At 58.1% G+C, this 22099-nt stretch carries 20 protein-coding genes and 2 pseudogenes; 15 read left to right on the top strand and 7 right to left on the bottom strand.

Translation table 11 applies throughout. The features are described 5' to 3' along the window. Positions 1-2: 2 nt before the first annotated feature. The 3 genes from FQ320_RS17860 to FQ320_RS17850 form a co-directional block, all read right to left on the bottom strand. Positions 3-371, bottom strand: coding sequence for a hypothetical protein (locus FQ320_RS17860; RefSeq protein ID WP_148474679.1), 369 nt, complete (start codon positions 369-371; stop codon positions 3-5). Between the two features lie 164 nt (positions 372-535). Continuing rightward, the gene (locus FQ320_RS17855) at positions 536-1210 is read right to left on the bottom strand and encodes a cytochrome b/b6 domain-containing protein (protein ID WP_255509587.1); all 675 of its coding nucleotides are present in this window, start codon (positions 1208-1210) and stop codon (positions 536-538) included. Further along, on the bottom strand, positions 1203-1484 hold the full coding sequence (locus tag FQ320_RS17850; RefSeq protein ID WP_148474678.1) for a PepSY domain-containing protein: 282 nt from the start codon (positions 1482-1484) through the stop codon (positions 1203-1205). Before FQ320_RS17850 ends, FQ320_RS17855 begins: the two co-directional genes overlap by 8 nt. Positions 1485-1631: 147 nt before the next feature. Between FQ320_RS17850 and FQ320_RS17845 the strand changes: the two genes are divergently transcribed. Then, complete coding sequence (locus FQ320_RS17845; protein WP_148474676.1) at positions 1632-2291, top strand: response regulator transcription factor; 660 nt, start codon at positions 1632-1634, stop codon at positions 2289-2291. After that, positions 2288-3634: an ATP-binding protein gene (locus tag FQ320_RS17840; RefSeq protein WP_148474674.1), complete on the top strand. Its 1347-nt coding sequence runs from the start codon at positions 2288-2290 to the stop codon at positions 3632-3634. The genes FQ320_RS17845 and FQ320_RS17840 overlap by 4 nt, the downstream gene beginning before the upstream one ends. Before the next feature lie 89 nt (positions 3635-3723). Here FQ320_RS17840 and FQ320_RS17835 read toward each other — a convergent pair whose 3' ends face one another. After that, entirely contained in the window at positions 3724-5133 is a 1410-nt protein-coding gene (locus FQ320_RS17835) for a multicopper oxidase family protein (RefSeq protein ID WP_148474672.1), read from the bottom strand. A gap of 164 nt (positions 5134-5297) precedes the next feature. Beyond that, on the bottom strand, positions 5298-5669 hold the full coding sequence (locus tag FQ320_RS17830) for an SHOCT domain-containing protein (protein ID WP_222861637.1): 372 nt from the start codon (positions 5667-5669) through the stop codon (positions 5298-5300). Between the two features lie 235 nt (positions 5670-5904). Here FQ320_RS17830 and FQ320_RS17825 point away from each other — a divergent pair, with 235 nt between their 5' ends. Genes FQ320_RS17825 through FQ320_RS17815 form a run of 3 tightly spaced genes read left to right on the top strand, consistent with a single transcriptional unit; the run spans position 5905 to position 7278 of the window. After that, a complete protein-coding gene (locus tag FQ320_RS17825; protein WP_148474670.1) occupies positions 5905-6291 on the top strand; it encodes a DUF302 domain-containing protein in 387 nt (128 codons plus the stop codon). Position 6292: 1 nt separating this feature from the next. Further along, positions 6293-6982, top strand: coding sequence for a TVP38/TMEM64 family protein (locus FQ320_RS17820; RefSeq protein ID WP_148474668.1), 690 nt, complete (start codon positions 6293-6295; stop codon positions 6980-6982). Continuing rightward, positions 6979-7278, top strand: a complete 300-nt coding sequence (locus FQ320_RS17815; RefSeq protein WP_148474666.1) for a hypothetical protein — start codon at positions 6979-6981, stop codon at positions 7276-7278. The genes FQ320_RS17820 and FQ320_RS17815 overlap by 4 nt, the downstream gene beginning before the upstream one ends. Here the strand turns inward: FQ320_RS17815 and FQ320_RS17810 are convergent. After that, positions 7213-7656, bottom strand: a complete 444-nt coding sequence (locus FQ320_RS17810) for a helix-turn-helix domain-containing protein (RefSeq protein ID WP_148474664.1) — start codon at positions 7654-7656, stop codon at positions 7213-7215. The two genes, FQ320_RS17815 and FQ320_RS17810, sit on opposite strands and share 66 nt — an antisense overlap. Before the next feature lie 89 nt (positions 7657-7745). Between FQ320_RS17810 and FQ320_RS17805 the strand changes: the two genes are divergently transcribed. From FQ320_RS17805 to FQ320_RS17765, 10 genes and pseudogenes are all read left to right on the top strand, one after another. Next, positions 7746-9977: a heavy metal translocating P-type ATPase gene (locus tag FQ320_RS17805; RefSeq protein WP_255509586.1), complete on the top strand. Its 2232-nt coding sequence runs from the start codon at positions 7746-7748 to the stop codon at positions 9975-9977. A 1-nt stretch (position 9978) separates the two neighbouring features. Further along, positions 9979-10605 carry an isoprenylcysteine carboxylmethyltransferase family protein gene (locus FQ320_RS17800; RefSeq protein WP_187393948.1) on the top strand — a complete coding sequence of 209 codons (627 nt, stop codon included), beginning with the start codon at positions 9979-9981 and terminating at the stop codon, positions 10603-10605. A 156-nt stretch (positions 10606-10761) separates the two neighbouring features. Beyond that, positions 10762-12024: pseudogene (gene istA / locus FQ320_RS17795) on the top strand (IS21 family transposase). After that, a complete protein-coding gene (locus FQ320_RS26785; RefSeq protein ID WP_305080836.1) occupies positions 12012-12155 on the top strand; it encodes a hypothetical protein in 144 nt (47 codons plus the stop codon). The pseudogene istA and the gene FQ320_RS26785 overlap by 13 nt, the downstream one beginning before the upstream one ends. Before the next feature lie 12 nt (positions 12156-12167). Next, positions 12168-12878 (top strand): annotated as a pseudogene (locus FQ320_RS17790) (ATP-binding protein); the annotation flags it as partial. Next, positions 12848-13321 carry a DUF411 domain-containing protein gene (locus tag FQ320_RS17785; protein WP_187393947.1) on the top strand — a complete coding sequence of 158 codons (474 nt, stop codon included), beginning with the start codon at positions 12848-12850 and terminating at the stop codon, positions 13319-13321. The pseudogene FQ320_RS17790 and the gene FQ320_RS17785, both read left to right, overlap by 31 nt. Positions 13322-14123: 802 nt before the next feature. Continuing rightward, positions 14124-14414 carry an XRE family transcriptional regulator gene (locus FQ320_RS17780; RefSeq protein ID WP_148474660.1) on the top strand — a complete coding sequence of 97 codons (291 nt, stop codon included), beginning with the start codon at positions 14124-14126 and terminating at the stop codon, positions 14412-14414. After that, positions 14411-17563, top strand: a complete 3153-nt coding sequence (locus FQ320_RS17775) for a class I SAM-dependent DNA methyltransferase (protein WP_222861636.1) — start codon at positions 14411-14413, stop codon at positions 17561-17563. The genes FQ320_RS17780 and FQ320_RS17775 overlap by 4 nt, the downstream gene beginning before the upstream one ends. After that, a complete protein-coding gene (locus FQ320_RS17770; protein ID WP_222861635.1) occupies positions 17560-18237 on the top strand; it encodes a hypothetical protein in 678 nt (225 codons plus the stop codon). The genes FQ320_RS17775 and FQ320_RS17770 overlap by 4 nt, the downstream gene beginning before the upstream one ends. 15 nt (positions 18238-18252) lie before the next feature. Continuing rightward, positions 18253-19140 (top strand): bacteriophage abortive infection AbiH family protein, encoded by an 888-nt coding sequence (locus FQ320_RS17765; RefSeq protein ID WP_148474658.1) that lies wholly within the window; start codon positions 18253-18255, stop codon positions 19138-19140. Between the two features lie 77 nt (positions 19141-19217). Here the strand turns inward: FQ320_RS17765 and FQ320_RS26070 are convergent, their stop codons facing one another. Beyond that, entirely contained in the window at positions 19218-22073 is a 2856-nt protein-coding gene (locus tag FQ320_RS26070) for a YecA family protein (protein ID WP_222861634.1), read from the bottom strand. Between the last annotated feature and the right edge of the window lie 26 nt (positions 22074-22099).

The following is a 22099-nucleotide window of genomic DNA, read 5'->3' as shown; positions in this document are numbered from 1 at the left end:
GTTCAGTTCACCTGGACCTGCGGTGGCGCGCCATTGCCGAAAAGCCCGTTCTGCGGAGGGGCTACGGTACCAGCGGGGGCTGGGTTACGGGCATTGCCGATGCAATTTTCATCGTCATCGTCATCGTCATCTTCATCGCAATCGTCTTCATCATCGTCGTCGTACCGAGCACCACTGCGGTGTTCGCGTTCATCATCATCGTCATCACTGCTGACAAACACGAGCGGCAACGACTCCTGGGCATCATCGAACACTGCTGCGGCGATCTGAGTGATCGTGTCGCCAGGTGCGCGCACGGCGCTCCAGGCAGCAACGCCTATAACAGTGGTCAAGGCTGTCGAGGCGATCAGAAGGACAAGGGTTTTTTTCATGGCAAGCTTCCTTTCGTTTGCTGGGATCAATGTGGAGATGCTGCCTGATGTCTTCCTGACGGCGCGGCGATTCTTGCTTCAGCTTGCTGTCAGGAAGAAAAAGGCCCCGCCGATTGTGGCGGGGCCAGGAAGGGCCGACGGGACCGATCGGCCCGGGGGAGCATTCAGGCGATGTCGCCTGGTTCGGGAGCGCGTTTTTCGCCTGTGACCATGGCGCGGGCCAGGTTTTCGCGATGGCGCAAAGAGGTCAGCACGACGCCTCCCACATGAACGGCGATCAGCAGGAGCATCAAGTTGGCAAGCACCTCATGCACCTCTTCCACGGCACTTTCGCCGCCTTGGCCCCTACCCCGATATTCACGGTCCTGGCCGTCCTCGTCGGCAATGGCCGGTGCGATGATCTGCGGTAGATCGGGCAACATCGCGATGCGGGTCTCATCGTCGAGCAGCCAGCCGGTGAACGCTGTGGCCGACAGGGTGATCAACAGCGCCGCGGTCATCGCAGCGCCCGCCGGGTTATGGCCAAGGTAGCGGCGATCGCGATGTCCGGCCACGTCACGCAGATATGAAAATGTCGCAGATGGACCCTTGAAGAACTGAGCAAAGCGCGCATATCGGCTACCGACAAGGCCCCAGATCATGCGGAAGGCAACCAGCCCTGCAACGACATAGCCCGCCACCTCATGCACTGTGGAGAGCTCTTCGGCGCTCAAATAGGCTACGGCGAAAGCGACGACGAGGCTCCAGTGAAATACCCGGATCAGCGGGTCCCAGACACGAACCTTGCCGGATGTCCCGACGTCCATCTGCGGAACGTCGCGACTGTCTGTATCAATCATCGTCTTCATCCTCATATTCGAAATCGATCACCTCGAGCGTGGCGGGATGGACCGTCACCTCGATGCGGCGCCCTTCGGCGTCGCGGCCGTCGATCTCGTAGCAGCCATCGTCGATCTTGATGCGCCGCACAGTCCAGCCGTTCTCATCGGCCAGACGCGCTACTGTCTCGCGTGGCTGCCAATTCGCCATGGGCACGAAACAATCGTCCTCGGCCAGCGCCGCCCCAGCGGGAAATACGGCAAGAAAGGTGAGAATTGTCAGTGTCGTCTTCATGGGGCAAACTCCAACTTGCGGTCGTCCTTCACATACCATCAACCCTGAACCTGACGGGATCCTGAAGACACGCCGCCACAACCGTCAGCTTCACGTCAGCCCAAGCGGACAAGGAGTACTTCGACAAGAAAAGGAATTCCGACCGCCATGCGTATCCTGCTGATCGAAGATGATGCCGTTCTGGGCGCCGCCGTACGCGACCAGATCGCGGGCGACGGCCAGTCTGTGGATTGGATGCAGCGACTGGACGCGGCGCACGACGCCATGGCGGGCGCGTACTATGACCTGGTGCTTCTCGATCTGATGCTGCCGGATGGACGGGGTATCACGTTTCTCAAGGCATTGCGCACGCGGGGCGATGTGACGCCGGTGATCATCCTGACCGCGCTCGATCAGGTATCGGACCGAATCGAGGGATTGAATGCCGGGGCAGATGACTACCTCGTCAAACCCTTCGATCTGGCCGAACTGTCGGCACGCATTGGCTCGGTCGCCCGGCGCTATACCGGCAATCCGAACCCGATCATCACCCATGGACCACTTGATATCGACCTGGCGGCCCGCAGCATTCACCGCGATGGCAAGCCCATCCAACTGACGGCGCGCGAATGGGCGTTGTTCGAAGCGTTTCTCGCCCGCCCCGGTCAGCTCCTTTCCAAGACACAGCTGGAGGACAAGCTCTATGCGTTCGGGTCCGAGATCGAGAGCAACACGATCGAGGTCCATGTCAGCCGACTTCGAAAAAAGTTGGGGGCCGGCATCGTCGAGACAGAGCGCGGCATGGGCTATCGGCTGGGTGCGCCATGAGGCTGCCGCGCAGCCTGCGTGGCCGATTGAGTCTGTCGCTGGGGGTAATACTGACACTTCTCTGGGTGGCTGCCGCGTCATTGACAGCCGTGACTCTCCGGCACGAAATGGACGAAGTGTTCGACAGTGCGTTGCAAGAATTTGCGCAGCGTCTGCTACCGCTCGCCGTCGTGGATATCGTCGGGCGTGATGATGACGGTGTGACCCAACGCTTGGGCACGATCCGGGATCACGTCGAATTTTTTACGTATATCGTCCGCGACGCGCAGGGCCGCATCTTGCTCCAATCCCATTCGGCCGATCCGGCTATCTTTCCGATTTATGACGGAGCAGGATTTCGCCAGACCGCGACCCACAGGCTATATAACGAGGATGCCCTACGAGGCAGCATCCGCATGACTGTCGCCGAGCCTTTGGTTCATCGCGCGCAGGTGGCGCATGAAATTCAGATCGGTCTTGGGCTGCCGCTGCTTATCGTGATCCCGATAGCGCTGCTGTCCATCGTTCTGGCTGTAGAGGCCACCCTTGGTCCTGTTCGTCGTTTTCGAGACAGACTGGAGTCGCGCACCGCGCGTGACCTGACGCCTATTCCGGCGGACGACATCCCCTCGGAGATAGCACCCATAGCAACCACGCTGAACGGCTTACTCAACCGGCTCAAGGGTGCCTTCGACGCGGAACGCAGCTTTGCCGCGAATGCTGCCCATGAACTGCGTACACCTCTGGCCGGGGCCATTGCGCAAGCGCAGCGCCTACAATCAGAGACCAAGGATTCGGCGGCAAAGGTACGCGCAGCCGAGATTGAGGCGACGCTCAAGCGGCTCACCCGCCTGTCAGAGCGCCTGATGCAATTAGCCCGGGCAGAGGGCGGGCGCCTTAGGCAGGACAATGCAGCGGACCTGCGGGGCGCTGCCCGCATCGTCATTGATGATATCGCGCGCACGGTGCCACCAGGCCGCATAGAACTGGTGCTTGCCGACACCCCGGTCATGTCCGACCTCGATCCTGACGCGTTCGGAATCCTGTGCCGAAACCTTGTCGATAATGCTCTGCGGCACGGCTCACCAACCGACCCTGTCAACGTGGTCTTGGCCAGCGACGGAGTGTTGACCGTCAGCAACAATGGGCCGGTTGTAACGCCTCAACTTCTGGGAGAATTGACGACCCGATTTGAACGCGCGAACGCTGGCTCTGACGGGAGCGGACTGGGCTTGGCGATCGTCGCGGCCATAGCAGACCGCATCGGCTCCCCTCTCATCTTGAAATCGCCCCGATCAAATGGCGCATCAGGTCTTGAAGTGACGATGAGGCTTCCGGTCTTTAAAGCGCAAGGCACGACGTAATCTTCTACTGAGGACGCCAAAATCTTTCCAAGATCATGGCGACCGGAGCTTTGCGGAACGTGCCGTTCAAACGAATTAAACCGCGGACGTCAGGTAACGGTGAACTGGCCCATCATGCCTGCATCTTCATGTTCGAGGATATGGCAGTGAAACATGAACGGTGTCTCGCCGCTCGCGGGCTGGTCGAACCGGGCAAGGATCTCGGCCTCACCGGGCACCAGCACGGTGTCTTTCCAGCCGGCGTTCTCCGGTCGCGGGGGACCGCCGTTCTCGGTGACCACCCGGAAGCGCACGCCATGGACGTGGAACGGATGCGCCACCATGGTGCTGCGGATCTGCCAGCGTTCCACTGATCCGAGGGCGACCTTGAAATCGATCCGGTCCATGTCGTAGGGGCGCCCGTTGATGGCAAAGCCACCGCCGCCCATCATCATGCCGCCCATGCCCATCTCCAGCGAGACCTGCCGCGTTGCGACCTCGGCCCCTGACAGATCCTCGGGCGCACCGTCCAACTGTTCAGGCAGGCGGGCGATCCGTGCGGACAGCGTGCTGTCGGTGGCGAACTGCAGGACACCATAGGGCTGGCCGGGATCACTCATAAGCACCGGCGCGCCGCCATCCGAGAAATCGACAAGCACCTCGGCCCGTTCCCCGGGTGCCAGGCGCAGCACATCCAGCACGACGGGTGCAGGCAGGAAGCCGCCGTCGGTTGCCACCAGATGCATGGGCCGCGCGTCGTTCAGGAACAGCGTGTAGATGCGCGCATTCGAGCCGTTGAGCAGGCGCAGACGCACGATCCCTTCCGGCACGACCGCCGTCGCGCCCGCCTGACCATTGACGAGCATCCGGTTCCCGGTAAATCCGTGCATCACGTCCATCATGGATGGGTCGTAGACCATGCGCCCGGCGCCATCGAACCGACGATCCTGCAAAACGAGCGTCAGATCGTCGACACCGTATGCGGAAGGCAAACCGCGCGCGTCGTCCTGCCCGTCCGTCACGTGAATGACCCCGGCCAGTCCAAAATAGACCTGTTCTGCAGTTCGTTCGTGGATATGCGAGTGATACCAGATGGTTGCCGGATCCTGTGCAACGGTCATCTCGGGTTGCCATGTGGCACCGGGTGCGATCGGAAGGTGCGGGCCGCCGTCGTGTTCACCCGGCACCAAAAGGCCGTGCCAATGCGTGCTGATGGGTTCATCAAGAGTATTCTGCACTTCCGCGGCCAATTCGCCGTTCTGCATCAGGATGGTCGGACCCAGATACGCCTGATTGAATCCGGCGGTCGGTGTGGCAGGCCCGCCGGCAAAGGCGGTGTTCCCCGACGTTGCCGTCAGCGCCAGTCGCCCCGTCGCCCGCGTATCGAGAAGCGGCGGCATTGCGAGCCGCGTTTTCGGCGTTTGTCCCTGCGCAAAGGCGCGTCGGACTGGCGTTTGGGAAAGGACGCCAGCGGTCAGGACCGCTGCAGAGGTCGAAGTCAGGAACTGGCGTCTTTTCATGTTGATCTTTCAAGGCGTGGTGGGAAGCGTCGCCGTGGCAAACCCTTCGATGGCAGTGGCGTTTGGCGAAGCGCCATGACGAAACACGACACTAAAACCCGGGCAGCCACCTGCGAACGCGGCCTGGGTTTCGCGTGTCCTGAACGGACATGACGCGTCGCGGATCAGTCAGCCAGCAGCTTCTTGCGTTCGGTGAACTCGGCCGAGTCGATCTCACCCTTTGCATAGCGTTCCTTCAGAAGCACCAGCGCACGGTCGTGGGCGGCGTGGCTGCTGCCAGCGGGTCCGACCGCGCCGAACAGGCGCAAGAGGTATATGATCCCGGCAACAATCCCGACCACGATCAGGATCATGAAGATCGGCCCAAGGACCATTCCGAAACCTCCCCACTGGCTGCCGGCCCACATCATGTCATGTCCATGATCGAAAAAACCGTTTCGACCCGGAATTTCCCCGACCTGTGCCATCGCCGACGTCGCGGCGATGCAGAGTGCGCCCGCCATGCTCGGGACAATCGCCCTATTCCTGAATTCCATCCTGTAACTCCTTTTGCATGGTCGCAACTCTCACCACGTTTTCAGGATATCGCGAAACCATGCCCAGTCATTGATCTGGAACAAGGACCGCGCCGCTTCGTTACTAGAGGGTGCGACGGAGATACGCAGGCGTGGATTGCATGAAAAATTATTGAAGATAGCCGCGCTGGGCCAGTTCCGGTGTCGAGTCCGCAAGTCAGTGTCTCCCTAGCCCACAAACAAGGAGTGCTTTTACATGAGCTACACAATCAATCGAATGTTCAAAGACGCCACATTCGACGACATCGACGCCCGCACCCGCGCGGCCCTTACGGATAACGGCTTTGGCGTCCTGACCGAGATCGACGTCAAGGCGACGATGAAGAAGAAGCTTGATGTCGAGATGTCGGCCTATCGCATTCTCGGCGCCTGCAACCCGAAGATGGCGTATCAGGCAATCGGGATCGAGCCGCGGGTTGGTGCGATGCTGCCCTGCAACGTCATCCTGCGCGAAGTCGACGGCGGTGTCGAGATCAGCGCCGTTGACCCGGTGGCGTCGATGCAGGCGATCGACAACGCCGAATTGACTGCCGTCGCTGGCGAGGTTCGCGACCTTCTGGCAAAGGCCGTAGAGGCGATCTGAATTGAGCCTGCGCGTCAGAATTCTTGCAGCTCTGGCGGTCCTCGCGATCGCCCTGCTCGGCGTTTGGCAGTTCGCGCCATCGGTGTTGACCGAGGCACGTGCGCTGCTGGACGGTGAGCATCTCGATATGCTGGTGGAGCGCGCCGGCCTCTGGGGGCCTGTTTTGATCGTCACGCTGATGACCGTCGCGGTCGTGGCAAGTCCGATCCCGAGCGCGCCAATCGCGCTCGCGGCCGGGGCTGCCTACGGACATCTTTGGGGGACGGTGCAGGTCGTGATTGGCGCCGAACTCGGGGCGCTGATCGCGTTCGGCTTGGCGCGAATTCTGGGGCATGATGTCTTACGACGGGTGTTCGGTGTTCGGGTCGATGCCGGTCTGCTCGGGTCGCAGACCGCGTTGACGGTGACAGTCTTTGCCAGCCGCCTGATGCCATTCGTATCCTTCGACATAATCAGCTATGCGGCCGGGCTCAGCAAACTACACGCCTGGCGCTTCGCACTTGCGACACTGGCTGGCATCATTCCGGCAAGCTTCCTGCTCGCCCATTTCGGTGGCGAGGCGGTCAGTGGCGATCTCGGACGGGCGACATGGGCGGTGCTCGGCCTCGGGCTTGTGACGGGTTTGCCGCTGCTCTGGGTGGTGCTGCGGAAACAGCCTGAAAAAGGCAGTCCCGACCACCAACGAAAATGACTGAGCTTCCAGTCGCTGGAGGCGTCACGGCGGCGGAACGCGGCGCGCAGGCGGGCGTGCTGATCAAGGACGCCGAGGCGCTGGAACGCATGGCAGGCATCGATACGCTGATCGTGGAAAAGACCGGCACGCTGACCATGGGCAAGCCGACGCTGACGGATACGGTGGCGCTGGGGGATGTGGCCGAGGCGGACCTGCGGCGGCATAGACCGCAAAGGTCGGGAGCGCAGTCACACGGCGCCCCCGGACCCGGTCTTGGCACGATGATCTTCCGCGCAAAGTGCGTGGTCGCTTAGCACCTCGATCACCCTGCAATCCGCGATCGTGCCCTGAGCGCATTGCGTGATCATCCGTTCCAGCTCCGCCTTCAGAGCTGTCAGCCGTGCTATTCGGGCCTCAACTGCTGCGAGCTGTTCGGTCGCGATTATATCCGCAGCGGCGCAGGACTGGTCAGGTTTGTCGGAGAGGCTGAGCAGGTCGCGGATCGCCTCGAGCGGGAACCCGAGGTCGCGTGCATGGCGGATGAAGGCCAGTCGATCATGCGCTTTCGCATCATAAAGCCGTTGGTTCCCGGCGCTGCGTTCGGGTTCCGGCAAAAGCCCGATCTGTTCGTAATAGCGGATGGTCGGCACCTTCACGCCCGCCGCTTCGCCCAGTTTTCCGATCGTCAGCATCGATTACCCCTTGAAGCTATAGCTGCTAGAGACATTAGGTTATCGACTCGATGGACACAATCACCGCGTTTGGCAGAACGGATAGAACGATGACGACGAGCAATGCGACGACCTGCGAGTGGACGATCACAGGCATGGACTGCGGATCCTGCGCGGGCAAGGTGCGGGGCGCGGTCGAGCGCCTGCCGGGGGTGAGCCAGGTGGATGTGGCGCTGATGGCCGAGCGGCTTCGCCTGTCGCTGGACGAGGATCAGACCTCTCGGGATCACATCGAGGCGGCGGTGAAGAGGCTGGGCTACGGCATTGCGACCAAGGGAAATGCGCCGTCGCGCAAGGGCTTCGTGCTGCCCGAGGGTGCCTTTCCCGCTGACGCTACTGGCGATGCCCCCCTGGAAACCGAAGGTTTGGAAGGCACCCCGGTTCATACCGGCGGCCCGGCCGCGCGCGACATGTCCTGGTATCAGACCGGCAAGGGTCGGCTGGTGATCGCCACCGCGCTGCTGCTGATCGCGGCCTGGGCGGTGAAGCTCACGGCCTCGGACGGGATCGCAAACTGGGCCTTCATACTTGCCACACTGATCGGCGTCGCACCGATCGCCCGGCGCGCCATCAACGCAGCGCGCGCGGGTATGCCGTTCACCATCGAGATGCTGATGACCATTGCGGCCACCGGCGCGCTCGCTATCGACGCCGCCGAGGAGGCGGCGCTGGTGGTGTTCCTGTTTGCAGTGGGCGAAGTCTTGGAAGGGGTTGCCGCGAACAAGGCGCGCGATGGGATCAGGGCGCTGGCGGGGCTGGTCCCAAAAACAGCACTTCTGGAGGTTTCGGGCAAAACGCGCGAGGTGCCAGCCGAAATCCTGCAAATCGGTCAGACGGTTCTGGTGCGGCCGGGAGACAGGGTGCCTGCCGACGGCGAGGTGATCGAGGGCGTCTCGGGCGTTGATGAAAGCCCTGTCACCGGCGAAAGCGTGCCCAACCTGAAAGAGCCCGGTCAACCGGTGTTTGCAGGCTCGATCAACACCGAAGCGGCATTGCGCGTGAAGGTGACGAAGGCCGCCGAGGACAACACGATCGCCCGCATCATCCGTCTGGTCGAGGAAGCGGAAACCGCCCGCGCCCCGACAGAGCGGTTCATCGACCGGTTCAGCCGCATCTACATGCCCGCAGTTGTGGGCGTTGCCCTGCTGGTGGCGCTGGTGCCGCCACTGGCCTTTGCACAGCCTTGGGACACGTGGATTTACCGCGCGCTGGCGCTCTTGCTGATCGGCTGCCCCTGCGCGCTGGTTATCTCGGTTCCGGCATCCATCGCCTCGGCGCTGTCGGCGGGGGCACGGCGCGGGCTTTTGATGAAGGGCGGCGCAGTGATCGAAGCTGCGGCCCGAACCACGCATGTGGCCTTCGACAAGACCGGCACGCTGACCCTTGGGCGCCCCCGGATCACCGACATCGTGCCGATCAACGGCTCGGAGGCGGAGGTTCTGGCGCTGGCCGCCGGGATCGAGGCCGGATCGAGCCATCCGCTGGCCGAGGCGATCCTGTCGCGCGCTGAATCCGACGGTGCCGCACCGCTGCCCGCATCCGGCGCCCGCGCGCTTCCCGGGAAGGGTGCCGAAGCGATGGTCGGCGGCGGCCTTGCATGGGTCGGCTCGCCGCGCTTTGCCGAGGCGTCCGGCGTTTTCGACGATGCCGCGCGCCAGACCGCTGCGACGCTTGAGGACGAGGGCAAGACCGTCGTCGCGGTCTTCCGGTCGGATCAACTGGTTGGGCTTCTGGCGCTGCGGGACGAGCCGCGCCCGGACGCAGGCGACGCGGTGCGCCAGTTGAAGGCGCTTGGCATTGGCGCGGTGATGCTGACCGGCGACAACGCGCGCACCGCCGCGGCGATCTCGCAAGCCCTCGGCATGGATCACCGCGCCGAACTGATGCCAGAAGACAAGGTCGCCGCCATCCGCCAACTGACGGAGCGCGGCCGCGTGATGATGGTGGGCGACGGGATCAATGATGCCCCCGCGCTAGCCTCGGCCCATATCGGGGTCGCCATGGGCTCGGGCACCGACGTGGCGCTTGAGACTGCTGACGCCGCACTGCTCCGCAACCGGGTGACGGACGTTGCCGGGACAATCCGGCTTTCCCGCGCGGCCATGGCGAACATCCGCCAGAACGTGGCGATCGCACTCGGCCTCAAGGGGGTATTCCTTGTGACGACCGTGCTGGGCATGACCGGGCTCTGGCTCGCGATCCTCGCCGATACAGGTGCCACGGTTCTCGTCACGCTCAATGCGTTGCGTCTGCTGGCCTTCAATTCCGAAAAGGAGACCTGAGATGATCTCGCCATTCGGCTGGAGCGCGATTGCGGTCCTGCTGCTCTACCTCGCGCTCTTTTTCTGGGGCGGCGCCATGGCTGCCCGCGCCGCTGGGCGATCCATCTGGCTCTTCGGTCAGGCGACAGGACGCGACTGGCTGGCCGCAGTCGGATTCCGCGCAGCCTTCGCGCTGGCCGCGCTCGGGCCGCTGGTGTGGCTTGCGCTGTCGCCACTCCGGTCGGTTGACCCACTCTGGACAGGTCAGGGTTCGATATTCGTCAGCTTTGCAGGTCACCTTCTGGCCATTCTGGGCGCAATGATCGCTTTCGCCACCCAGATGGCGATGGGCGCATCCTGGCGCGTCGGCGTTGATCCGGCAGCGGCAGGCAGCCTCGTTTCCGGCGGGCTCTATGAGATCAGTCGCAATCCGACCTTTGCAGGACAGCTGATGCTGCTTGTCGGTGTCGCCCTTGCCCTTCCTTCGCTGCCTGCCGTGATCGCCGTCTTCTTGTTCTGGCTCTCCGCAAATGCACAGATCCGTTCCGAAGAGCATGTGCTGGAAACGGCCCTCGGCGCGCCCTACCTAACTTACCGGGCGCAAGTGCCGCGTTGGATCGGGCGTCCGGGTTCGATCGGCAAAGCGTGATCGGCGATGCATGTGTGAGTGCTAGACGTAATCTCCCCAAATCGGCTGGATGAAAATTCCCCAGTTTGGCGCTGATGCCGATGATCAGGGGGGCATGCCCCCCTGATCATCGGTCGCGCATAATTCTCCTGTTGAGGCCAATAGAAAGGCTCGCAGGTGGTTGGATTGAGGGAGATCGTGATGATCTTGGAATTGAAGCGGCAGGGTCTTGGCGTCAGCGCGATCGCGCGACAGACCGGGCTGGACCGCAAGACTGTGGGAAATATCTGGAGCGGGGCCTTGAAGCCCCGGTCTATGGGCCCCGGGAACCGGGCGATCGGCTGGCTGATCGGTTCCAGTCTTATCTGGCTGAACGGCTTGAGGCGTTCCCGGGTCTCTCGGTGCGCAGATTGCATCGCGAGATCAAGACGATGGGCTATGAAGGCGCCTATTCCACGCTGAGTGAATATCTCCGACTGATCCGGCCTCCTGTGCCGCGGCAGTTTGAGCGACGCTTCGGGACGCCTGCTGGCAAGCAGGCGCAGGTTGATTTTGCCGAGTTCCAGGTGGAGTTCACCTGCGAACCCGGCGTGATGCGCAAGGTCTGGCTGTTCAGCATGGTGCTGGGGCACAGCCGCTGGCTTTGGGGACGGTTCTGCCCAAACCAGACACTGGAAACGGTGATGCGCTGCCACATCGCGGCGTTCGGCATTATGGGCGGGGTCTGCACGGAGATCCTGTATGATCGGATGAAGACAGCCGTCATTGGCGAGGATGCCGCGGGCGTTGTGACCTATAATGCATCTCTGGTGGCGTTGCTGGCGCGCTACGGGTCGGCACCGCGGTGCTTGTCAGCCGTATCGGGCCAAAACGAAAGGCAAAGTCGAGAGGCCGTTCCGCTATATCCGGCAGGACTTCTTCCTGGGGCGCAGCTTCCGCGACATTGAAGATCTGAATGCCCAGTTCGAGGAATGGCGCACGACCATCGCCAACCCTCGGGAGCATGCGACCACAAAGCGGATCGTGGATGAGCATTTTGCCGAAGAGGCACCGTATCTTCTGGCTTTGCCCGCGCACCCTTATGAAGCGGTTCTGACCGTGGAGCGGCGGATCAGCCAAGAGGGCATGGTCGCGGTAGGCGGCAATCAATACAGTGTTCCCGACACCACAAGGCGCCGGATTGTCGAAGTCCAGAACCATCCGGTCGAGGTTCGCATCTTCGAGGACGGCGCATTGATCGCAATCCACCCGGTGCTGGAAGGCAAGAACCAGCGTCGGATCGATCCCAGCCATCGAAAGCCCATTCCACCGGCACGGCGGGCTGTTCAGTTGTTGCCGTCACCAGCCGATGCCCCGGTCGCACGACGTCCTCTCGCCTTTTACGAAGCCGTGGGTCGCCGTCTGGCCGAAGCTCATGAGGGCCGACCATGCCCCCTGTGACCGAACGCATTCGCCAAAGCCTCGTCAGCTTGCACATGGCCCGCGCCCTCGAAACACTGGACCAGACTCTCAGCCGCTTGGAAAAAGGCGAGATCAGCGCCATCGAGGCTATCGACGAGCTGCTGGCCTAAGAACTAACCCTCAGGGAAGGCCGCCGCATCGGCGTGGGATTGCGAACCGCACGGCTGACGCCGATCAAGACGCTGGAGAGCTTTGACTTCTCATTCCAGCCTTCTCTGGACCGGCGCCGTATCATGGCGCTGGCGCAGCTGGAGTTCATCAAGCGGGCTGAGGTGCTGCACTTTTTCGGCCCGCCGGGCACGGGCAAAAGCCACCTCGCCACAGCCCTCGGTGTCGCTGCTGTGAAAGCTGGCCGGAGCGTCTATCGCAACCCCTTGGCCGAGCTGATCGAGGCCCTGAGCAAAGCCGAACGCGAAGGCCGTCTGGTTGAGAAGATCCGGTTCTACGCACGTGCGTCCCTGCCGATCACCAGCGGTGGCGCAAACCTGTTCTTCCAGCTGGTCAACGCGCGATACGAAAAGGGTGCGATGATCCTGACGTCAAACCGCGGCTTCGCCGAATGGGGTAAGATCTTCGGTGATCCCGTCGTCGCCACTGCGTTGCTCGACCGCCTGCTGCACCATGCCGTCGGCCACCCAAAATCGGAGGTGCCAATCAATACTCCGGCTGATCGCCGAACCCGTGAGGTGGGGAATTTTGCGCCAGCACTTCTGGGGAAATTTGATCCAGCATTTACAGCATGCATTTTGCAGCGTGAGCGCAGCCCATGGCGACGAATAGATTTGATGAAGGAGTTTCACCAATGCGACCAACACTCTCCCGACGCGGCCTGATGCTGAGCGCCTGTGCGGCTTCGGTCGCGGCCGCGATGCCCGCAGTGGCCCAACTCAGACCAGCGATACACGTCCTCAAAGACCCAAATTGCGGATGTTGCGGGGCCTGGAGCGAGATCCTGCAATCCGAAGGGTTCGACGTGACGGTCGAGGCAAGCATGGGGACCCTGCTTGCCCGCTACAAGCTCGACAACGGCATCCCGCAGGAGATGGTTTCGTGCCACACCGGCAAGATCGAGGGCTACATAATCGAGGGTCACGTCCCGGCTGCCGACATCCGCCGTCTGCTTGATGAACGCCCCGACGCCATCGGACTTGCGGTGCCCGGGATGCCCTACGGCTCCCCTGGTATGGGGCCAGAAACCGAACGTGAAGCCTATGAAGTTTTCCTGATCCGGCACGACGGTTCGAGCGAAGTTTATGCCAGCTATTCCTCCGCCTGACGTGTAGCGAAGGTCAGGTTTCCACTGATAGTTGACCCACTCGGCCAACAAGTTTTGACCAGAGACCGGTTAGCGATGACTACTGTTGCCCTTTCCGCCGACCGTAACCGAAGCACCTCGATCAAGTCTAAGCCACGGCTTGGTCCGTTTTGGCGCGGGTGAGTGCGGGTTTGTCTACTAAGATACTGGATTCGCACGCAATTTGGGTTGGTTTGTTGACCTATTGTTGACCTGGAATGCGGACAACAAAAAAGCCCCGCGGAAGGAGGGGCGTAATGCATTGTAGTTATTGGCGTTTTTGGTTGTGGGAGGGCGCTCTGAACGCCTCGCACAAGACACCGAGTCTTGCGAAGAATTGGTTGCGGGAGGGCGCTCAAATCTCAACTTGCAAACGAAAGACGGCCACCCAGTGGGGGCGGCCGATCTTCGTGAACTTGCATCGCAAGTTGAGATGGTTGCGGGGGCTCGCTATGATCTCAAGTTGCTCTTTCAGACAGCCGCCTAGGGACTGCGAATTTGGAACCATTTCAGCAACTATATGACCAATTTCCCGCCACAGTCTAACTACTACCCTTGTCACTTATATGGGCTATTGCTGCTTCGGCAAAAGGACAACGACGACCGACAATGAAGAAGAGGAAGCGCTCGTGCATAGCCCCACTTGCCGAATCCTTCCGCCAAGCTCTCTGGCGCTAACGGCGTCAATCACACCGAGGACAGCCAGCTCGATCATGAACCCCCTTGCAGACACATAATTTTATGTGTTAAACGCATTAAATCATGTGTAAATCGGCGCAAATCCTTGACCTATGACGACTTCACTGCAGAGCTTGGCAAAGCCGGCCTAAGCATCAGAGGATTTGCTGAGCTCCTTGGTATGCGGCCCAATTCCATCTCCAACAACAAGAAGAATGGAGAGGTACCGGGGCATCTGGCAATTATTGCTGCCATGCTCGCCGAGTTTGAAGCGCACGACATTGACTACAAACCGATTTTCTCTCGTGTGGATGTAAGTAGAAAAAAAGCACGTGGAGCAGCTGAGCCTGGCAAGTTCGCTGGTGACAAACAGGAAGTGTTGAGGCTGGAATCGTGACCGATATTGCTTCCATTTCTCTTGAGCAGACATTCTTGAAGCTCGGTTGGCCTACGCCGGCCAACATCACAAATCCACAAGGGGCAGGTGCTGCTGTTTTTTGCTCTCTCGTTCAGAATAAAATTGGTCGCTCACTTCAGCATTTTGCCGGTTCAAAGGATTTACAGCTCGGTGTGCTCATGGCGGATCACCAAGCGTCGACTTCGGAGCCGCCTTTGGCGATCGTGGCTGAGTTTTCCGGATCAGCAAATGATGAAATATTGCGGGAAATCCAGCGTCTTTCTTGGAATTTTTCTCATGTTCCGACGCTAATAACGCTAGAACCCGAAAGCATGCGGGTCTGGAGCTGCTGCGAGGCCCCTGATCCGGAAGTTGCCCTCGATAGCTATCTAGTTGCTCACATAACTCCATCTCAGCTCCATGCCGAAAAGTCAGACAGCCTAGAAGCCCGCGCAGCCCGCGCTCTTCACTGGATCAATCTGGTTTCCGGTCAATTCTTCGAAAAAAACAGTGAACGTTTCAGTCGCGATGGGCGCGCCGACCAAATGCTGCTCAGTAATCTGCGGTACATACGAGACGTTCTGGCAAATCAGGGACTTGCTGACGACGATATTTGCCACGACCTTCTGGCCCGAGTAATCTTTGTGCAATTTCTCCTCGATAGAAAAGATCAGGATGGTAATCCTGCTCTGACCATAGCGAAACTGCATCGCCTTCAAAAGGAAGGCGTCCTTACCGAAATCCACGGTTCATTTGAAAGCGTCTTAAGAAATTACCATGATGCCTATAGTTTGTTTGACTGGCTGAATTCGAAATTCAACGGAGATCTCTTTCCAGGCAAAGGCGATACGCGCGAAGAACGTTTGCAAGGATGGGAGCGGGAAACCGAGGTCGTTTCACCCGCCCATCTGTGTGTACTTGCAGATTTTATTCGCGGCGATCTCGACATGACATCCCAGCAGATGTGCTTATGGCCTCAATATGCCTTCGATGTCATACCATTGGAGTTCATCAGCAGCATTTATGAGACGTTTGTCACAGAACGCGCTGCTCGTGACGGTATCTTTTACACCCCACCTTATCTCGTGGATTTCGTTCTTGATCAAGTCTTGCCTTGGCAAGGTACTGATTGGGATCTCAAAATATTGGACCCTGCCTGCGGGTCCGGTATATTCCTTGTTAAAGCTTTCCAGCGCCTCATCCATCGCTGGAAACTATCGCATGTTGGTGAGCCAGTGCGTGCAGAAGTACTTAGACGCCTCCTCGAACAAAATATTTTCGGCGTAGACAAAGACCCTCACGCTGTCAGAGTTGCCTGCTTCAGCCTCTATCTTGCGATGTGCGACGAGATCGAACCGCGACACTATTGGACGCAAGTGAAGTTTCCCCCGATGCGTCAACGCAGATTGGTTTGCTCAGACTTCTTTACCGAAGAGCAAAAAGGGTTCGATGATTCAATAGACGCAGGCACCTACGATCTAGTCATCGGCAATGCACCTTGGGGCGACGGTGTCATTACAGACGATGCACGACAATGGGCTGCAACTGGGACCGACAAATGGGCGATTCCCAACAAAGACATCGGAGGGTTGTTTCTCGCCAAAGCCGCAATTCTTGTCAACAAAAAGGGGCGTGTGGCACTCATTCAATCCGCAAACTCGTTACTCTTCAACATCAGCCCAAGGGCAACTGCGTTTCGGAGCCAGATTTTTTCTCGTGTGCGCGTGCAGCAGATCTACAATCTATCTGCGCTACGCTTCCGGGTCTTCAAGCGCAAAACACACACGACAAAAACATCAGCTGCGCTTGCTTGTGTTGTGATTCTACAAACCGGTAAGCCCGCGCCAAGCGACACAATCGACTATGTTAGCCCCAAACATGTTCGAAAGCTGGTCGATGAATTCACTATTGTAATCGAGCCGCATGATCGACGTTTGCTGAGCGTTCAAGATGCAATAAGTGACCCCCTTGTTTGGTCACAGTTAATGTGGGGCAGTGCCCGTGATCTTCAATTGATCCGAAAATTGAAAGGCTTTCCGAGCCTCAGTTCACTAGCCCGTCAGTATGATATCAAATACCAACAGGGCATCACATATGGCGACGGCAAGAAGCTTGCTCCCTATCTTGATGGTCGTAGGATATTTGACGCAACGATGTTCCCATCCGACAGCTTCCTGGCGATTGATGCAGGCCGACTTCCAATCGCTCACGATCTTAGAATTCATTCACGCGCATCGACTGGGATGGATGCGTTCAAATGGCCGCAACTCATTATCAAGCACAGCTGGAATCGTCCTTCGGGCCGGTTTCATGCCCGCCTGACGGAGTCGCAGGATAAAAGAGGGGTCCTGTGCAACCAGAGCTACATGTCGATCCACGCTGAGCCGCCAATCTTGGAGGCGGCTGCCCTCGCTCATAACAGTGCAGTTGCCGTGTATTTTCAGTTTCTAACCAGCGGCCGCTTTGCAGCCTATCGTCCGAAACTTTCCAAGGACGAGATTCTTAATCTTCCAATCCCGCACCCCACGCCTGAACTTCTTGAGGGCGTTTCCGATTATCCATCACTTGATGACAAAGCATTCGAACTTTTTGGCTTAAAAGATGCGGAGCGAGCTCTTCTTGAAGACGCGATACACTACTCACTGGCAAGTTTCCTCGAAGGATCTGCAACAAGGGGGAACGAACCAACCGTCGCACGAACAGAAGACGGCGACGAGGCCCAATTGCGGGCCTACTGTAAATATTTTTCGCGCGTTCTTCTGGCCGGGTTCGGCTCAGAGAAATCGGTGTCATCAACAATTTATTGTACCCCGCATGACCAAATTCCATACCGACTGATTGCATTCGAACTCACGGACAACTCTGAAAGCCGAATTGGAGTCAAAGATATTACATCTTCGTCTCTACTTAGAGAATTCACCCGCTTAGGCGAGCAGATTGGCGAAAGTGGTGGTGGCATCTTCAATCAACGTGTTGCACGAATATACGACGCATCAACCGGCGTCCCGACCATCTTTATTGTTAAGCCGGATCAGAAGCGTTTTTGGACACGCAGCGTGGGCCTTCAGGACGGCGATGAAGTCGCCCTGGATATGTTTGCGTGGCTACAACAAGCATCGACGATCGGCACGGAAGCGATGCTAAATTGACGAATAATCTCAATGCTCCTACGTATGGGCACGTTGACCCTGCATTCGTGGCTTTGGCACGCACGTGGATGCAAAACCCAGCGCATCAACTCGTCGGTCTTTTGTGGCAAGCCTATGAAGCCATGAACAGGTCAGCTCCGACAGTTGACGGCCGCGATCTCGAGAGAAGCATAACCCAGCTTCTAGTGCCGAGGATTTCTGATGCGATGACAGGCGACGAGCCGTTCTACCCGATACATGGACCGTTCGAACGCGAAACCATGAAGGCGCAGCCTGCGCAACCTCCAGAATATGATATTGCTTTTGTACTGCGAGCCGACGAACGCATCATGTGGCCCATTGAGGCCAAGGTATTGGAAACACCCAAGGCTGTAGCGGCTTACATAAAAGATGTAAGAGACGAGTTCTTGACTTGCCGGTACGCCCCATTTTCTAACTCAGGTGCCATGATTGGTTATCTCCTGTCAGGAACTGAAGACGCTGCGTTCGATAAAATTGCAGAAAAACTCAGCTGCGTCTTGGAACCACTTGTCGAGCATCCGGGTCGGCCGAACAGGCGCTCTCAACATATTCGGGCGGTACCAACCGGAAAGTCCTATCCTGTCGAATTTGGCTGTTACCACATCATTTTTGCTTATCGCGACTTAAAGCGCATCCCCGTTGGGATGAGCTAGAACTCCCTGGACGTCATGACCCACCGGCTCTTCATTATTGGAAATGGCTTCGACCTGCATCATGGGATACCTTCACGGTATAGCGATTTTGGTCGATATGTGGAAACCAAAGAGCCGGATGTGCATCGTCTTATTGGCGAATATCTCTTCTTTGACAAAGACTTCTGGAACGAGTTCGAAGACCGCCTAGCATCATTCGACTCTGATCAGGTCATTGAGTATGCAACAAACTTCCTTGTCTCCTACGGCGCTGACGATTGGAGCGACGCAGACCATCACAATTTCGAGTACGAAATCGAGCAGATCGTCGAAGGTCTTGCAACAAAGATGCGAAAGCGCTTCGCTGAATGGATACGCGGCCTCCCGATACCCGCACCGCGCACTGTGCCATTGGTGCATTGCGTCGACCCCGGCGCGCGCTTTCTGAACTTCAACTATACGCCAACTCTGCAGATACTTTACGGAGTGCCCGACGCCAATATACTGCATATCCACGGCAGTTCCGGCAGTCCAGATGAGGAAGTCGTACTCGGGCACGGTTGGGAGCGACAATCCGATGAACTGCTCTCGGGACAGGTTGATGAAGATACGGATACCCGCGTGGCTGGCGGATACCAGCTAATCGACGATTATTTTGCCGCGACCTTCAAGCCGACAGCAAAAATCATTGAGAGCAACCGGACATTTTTCTCTGGCTTGCGAAATATTTCTGAAATTTGGGTGCTTGGCCATTCACTCTCGGACGTTGATGCACAGTATTTTGAGGAAATTGTGACTTGCGCCAATCCTTCAACCCGTTGGACAATTAGCTACTACAACAATCTGCCCGAAATGAAGTCGCGCCTTTCACAGCTTGGTGTAATCGAAGCTCTAGTACAATTTTCGCCTTTGGATAAACTCTGACCAAAGCTCACGTCGCCGGCATTTACAAGGCTAAATCTCTTTACCAAAACGAAAAATGCCTTTCATTATTGGTGTGATCAACGCCCATGGCATTTTTTGTACTTCCTACCCGAACCGCAGGGGCACGGTTGATTGCGTCCAACTTTTTTGGCCGCAGAAGCAGCGGGACGGTGAGCGTCGATTTGCTTCTGTTCCTGCATCCGTTGGGCAAGAGTTTCCAATAGTCCCGGTTGCGGCACCCACTTCGGAGGAGGGCCATACTTCCCGAGCTGGGCGATCAATTCTCTTTGGTTGATCATTTCGCTTCTACCGAGATCAGCAAGGCCAGCCTCATAAGGGCGGAGTCGTTCCATCTCAGCTTCGGCTTCGCTAAACCTTCCGCAGTAGGCGAGGACCACCGCGTACTGCGAGCGAACGGGGATGAGATACTCCGCAAGCTTCAATTGCTGAAGTTGAGGCAGAAGAATAGTTTCCATCATGTTCAAGGCGCCGTCGAAGTCATTGCGCCCGATGAACTGATCAACCAGATCTTGACCAACTCGGAACATGGACTCAGGTGCCCGAGCCAGATCGTAGAACTTCAACGCATGGACACGAGCCAAAGGTGAAAACTCACCTTCCGCGTCTGATGCCTTCGCCAACACGTCCAGAGAGTCAGCCAAGTGCTTAATATCGTCGGTCGGAAACGGTTTCTGTTTCACTAAGAGCCTAAGTTCCGGCGCGTTTCGCCCCATAACCTGCTGTGGGGACAGACCAAGCAGGCCAAAATACTCCTTAATGAGAGGTTGTATTCGCCTGACTGCGGCAGCGCTGTCACCAAATGCCAACTGCGCTGTAGCAACGTTGTAAGTGTATACGCGTCGATGACCGGGAGAGGTATCCTTGACAGCTTTGGCCAGACTTTCGATCAGCCGCTCGGAACCTTTTCGGTCACCGTTTTGGGCAAGATAGGTCATCCGCTTCATTCCGACGCGAAGGGTTTCTTCCGCCCCTAAATCATGTGTCTCAATTAGTTGGTCCATCTGATCCAACCAGGCCACTGCGCGATCTGAACCAGACTTCAGATGTGCGAACGCCAACCCATCGAGCGCCATGATCCGCTGCTCCGGTGGGATTGTTTCGTCTTGGACTCCTTGTTCAAGAAAGACTTCGATTTCGGGCCACACACCCATTTCATGAAACAACTCATCCGTTGCCATTTCAACGAGCACGTCCAAGCGGCCTACCTCTCCGCTAAGTCGCAGAAAAAGAGATAATTTGGCCGGACTCCAGTCTTTCAGAAGACTGGCCTGGACAATGCCCCTCAGAGTCAACCGATATTCGTTCAGCAGTTCTGCACCTTGAAGAACAAGACGCGCTTTGCCAACCACACGGGCAGCATCATGAATTTTGACTTTGTCACCACTGAAAATCTGCAGCAAACCCAGCCCGAATAGATGACGAAGCGCTCGCAAGAAATTGGCTTTGTCTGGTCCGCCCGCTGCGGCGACATATTCGGCTGCCTCTTCACGCTTGATCGGTGCGTCGCATAAGCTGAAAAGTTCCGCCACCTTCGCTGTAACAGTTGGAAGTCCATCAAAAACGCGCCCGAGAATAACCTCTTGGGACATCTCCCGGGTTTGAGCTGACGCCGCCAAATCCTTGCAGAATTTCCTCAAGCTTCCATCATAGTCCGCTCTCGTAATCACCAAGGCGTTGAGTACATAAAGTGGAAGACCGCCAGTGAGATCGATTAGCCGCTGACAATCGGCGGCGTCTGCTTTGCAACCGGCATCCACGGCCGCTGCGGCAACTGTATCAGATGCCCAGCCCGCCAAGGTTTCACGTTCTGCGCCCAATAAGGCCTCAATGGTGCTGGTTTCACCTTCAGGACGACAAAGGAGGATAAACCGAACTTCGGAGGCCGACTGCACAACACCGATGAGATCATCGCCTGAAAGACAATGTGCATTGTCTAATGCAACCGTTACGATCTCGCCGCTTTCGGCGATGCGGCGTGAAAGGACTTGCAGCATTTCACGTCCTGATGCGCCTGGAAGAAGGATCTGACCTAATTGCTGTCCTTCGAAAAAAATGCGGCCTGCAACTTCCCTCGCCACCACGCTACCGAGGCCTGCTCCAGGCAGATCGGCAACGTCGAGATATACTAGCCGTCCCGTCGCATGCTGTGCGGATTGTGCCAGCCAAGAGGTCTTGCCTGCGCCTGAATATCCAACGATCAGTCGGACTCGCTCTTCTGTCAGAAGTTCTGGTTCATTCTGCTGTGTTCGGTAGTGGGCGGGCGGAGCTGGCAAGTCCTGCAGCTGCAATACCAATTGCTCGAATAGGTCCGGCATGTCCTCGGCATTGAAGATATGATTGAGACTGCTTTTCTCTCCCGTGGCGGCTAACATGATAATGCCAGCCAGTTTCCACACGAGCGTGTCCGGGTTGAGCATGGCAAATGGTAGAGATTGAGCCAAGGCGCGTGTAGCCTCAATGGCCTCAAGGAGTGACGCCGACGGCCGAGGAAGGGTTCGCCCACCTTCTGAGCCTCCGGGCCAATCCACACGTACGTCTGCTGGCCAATCTTCCCCAGATATCCGTTTGGCAAGGGGGCCATTCGGAGGTGCGTTGCTGACGATGATAAATTCTGCCGTACTCTGCCGGTCGCCGGTCTGGTGAGCGCCACGCAGTTCCTCGAAGCGCGACATTGCGCCCTCAATATCATTCCATGCCAACGTGTTTTTGCGATATTTGACCTGAACGTACAAATGTCTTCCGTCGAGAAGCACCTCGACATCTTCGTCGCTCTCCACGACAACCGCGCTGGCAGAGAGTATTCCGGCACAAAGAAGACACTGAGCAGCATAAAGGTGCTGAAACAGAAAACCTCGATGCACGGCTTCGATGCGAAGCAGTTGTTTTGGATCAAGTGTCGACACAGTTGCCATTCTCGATTGGTTCAAACCTTGTCCCA

The organism is Oceaniovalibus sp. ACAM 378, from assembly GCF_008085915.1.
GTDB lineage: Bacteria > Pseudomonadota > Alphaproteobacteria > Rhodobacterales > Rhodobacteraceae > Oceaniglobus.
This window is presented reverse-complemented; position numbering and strand designations above follow the sequence as displayed.